General features: G+C 38.7%; 1 protein-coding gene and 1 rRNA gene. Both read left to right on the plus strand.

The window, feature by feature from the left end:
- A complete protein-coding gene (gene greA / locus GJT94_RS00005) occupies positions 1-480 on the plus strand; it encodes a transcription elongation factor GreA (protein ID WP_168894116.1) in 480 nt (159 codons plus the stop codon).
- A gap of 159 nt (positions 481-639) precedes the next feature.
- Positions 640-2,210: ribosomal RNA gene (locus GJT94_RS00010) — 16S ribosomal RNA — on the plus strand.
- The last annotated feature ends 7 nt before the right edge of the window (positions 2,211-2,217 follow it).

The following is a 2,217-nucleotide window of genomic DNA, read 5'->3' on the forward strand; positions in this document are numbered from 1 at the left end:
ATGATAAATCGAATCCCTATGACTTTACAAGGCATAAAAAAATTACAAAAAGAATTAATAAAATTAAAAAATATAGAAAGACCAAAAATTATTAATTTAATTGTATCTGCTAGAAAACATGGTGATTTAAAAGAAAATGCTGAATATCAAGCAGCTCGTGAAGCACAAAGTTTTTGTGAAGGACGTATTAAAGAAATCGAAAATAAATTATCACATGCTAATATAATAGATATTACAAAAACTATACATAATAATAAAATTATTTTTGGTTCTACAGTATGTATAAAAAATATTGTTACTAATAAAATTTTTTCTTATAAAATTGTTGGTGATGATGAATCAGATTTAAAAAATAATTTAATTTCAATTAATGCTCCTTTAGCTAGAGCATTAATTGGCGAAAGAAAAAATAATATTATTGAAGTACAAACACCAAAAGGTATTTTAAAATATAAAGTATTAAAAATTCAATATATTTAATATATAAATTAAATTTGACTTTGCTACTATTTAATAGTAAAGTAATTTTATTAAAAAAATCTTTATTTTAAAAAAGATTTTGTTCTTTAATAATTTATTAGAAAAATAAATGTGGGCATTCAAATTTTTAGAAACTGTTTATTTTAAATTATGTTTCAAAAATTGAAGAGTTTGATCATGGCTCAGATTGAACGCTGGCGGCAAGCCTAACACATGCAAGTCGAGCGGCAGCGAAATAAGAAAAGTTGCAAAATTTTTTTTATTGTCGGCGAGCGGCGGACGGGTGAGTAATATCTGGGGATCTGCCTTTTGGAGGGGGATAACTATTGGAAACGATAGCTAATACCGCATAATGTCTTTACGACTAAAGTAGGGGATTTTGTATTTATATAAAACCTTATGCCATTAGATGAACCTAGACGGGATTAGCTAGTAGGTAGAGTAAAAGCCTACCTAGGCTACGATCCCTAGCTGGTCTGAGAGGATGATCAGCCACACTGGAACTGAGACACGGTCCAGACTCCTACGGGAGGCAGCAGTGGGGAATATTGCACAATGGGCGAAAGCCTGATGCAGCTATGCCGCGTGTATGAAGAAGGCCTTAGGGTTGTAAAGTACTTTCAACAAGAAAGAAAAGATAAAATCTAATATATTTTATCATTGACGTTACTTGTAAAAGAAGCACCGGCTAACTCCGTGCCAGCAGCCGCGGTAATACGGAGGGTGCGAGCGTTAATCGGAATTACTGGGCGTAAAGAGCACGTAGGCTGTTAATTAAGTCAGATGTGAAATCCCTAAGCTTAACTTAGGAACTGCATTTGAAACTAATTAGCTTGAGTTTCGTAGAGGGGGGTAGAATTCCAGGTGTAGCGGTGAAATGCGTAGATATCTGGAGGAATACCAGTGGCGAAGGCGACCCCCTGGACGAATACTGACGCTCAGGTGCGAAAGCATGGGGAGCAAACAGGATTAGATACCCTGGTAGTCCATGCCGTAAACAATGTCGACTTGAAGGTTGTAAGCTTGACTTATAGCTTTCGAAGCTAACGCGTTAAGTCGACCGCCTGGGGAGTACGACCGCAAGGTTAAAACTCAAATGAATTGACGGGGGCCCGCACAAGCGGTGGAGCATGTGGTTTAATTCGATGCAACGCGAAAAACCTTACCTGGTCTTGACATCCATGGAATTTAATAGAGATATTTTAGTGCCTTCGGGAACCATGAGACAGGTGCTGCATGGCTGTCGTCAGCTCGTGTTGTGAAATGTTGGGTTAAGTCCCGCAACGAGCGCAACCCTTATCCTTTGTTGCCATCAGCTAGGCTGGGAACTCAAAGGAGACTGCCGGTGATAAACCGGAGGAAGGTGAGGACGACGTCAAGTCATCATGGCCCTTACGACCAGGGCTACACACGTGCTACAATGGTATATACAAAGGGAAGCATCCTCGTAAGAGTAAGCGAATCTCATAAAATATATCTTAGTTCGGATTGGAGTCTGCAACTCGACTCTATGAAGTCGGAATCGCTAGTAATCGTAGATCAGAATGCTACGGTGAATACGTTCCCGGGCCTTGTACACACCGCCCGTCACACCATGGAAGTGGGTTGTAAAAGAAGTAAGTTGTTTAACCTGTTTTATTAGGAGGACGCTTACCACTTTATGATTCATAACTAGGGTGAAGTCGTAACAAGGTAACCGTAGGGGAACCTGTGGTTGGATCACCTCCTTTACTATGT

This window comes from Enterobacteriaceae endosymbiont of Donacia cinerea (assembly GCF_012569925.1).
Taxonomy (GTDB): Bacteria; Pseudomonadota; Gammaproteobacteria; order Enterobacterales; family Enterobacteriaceae.

Coding starts and splice junctions, on each gene's coding strand:
- greA (WP_168894116.1), top strand. CDS start 1: ATGATAAATCGAATCCCTATGACTTTACAAGGCATAAAAAAATTACAA.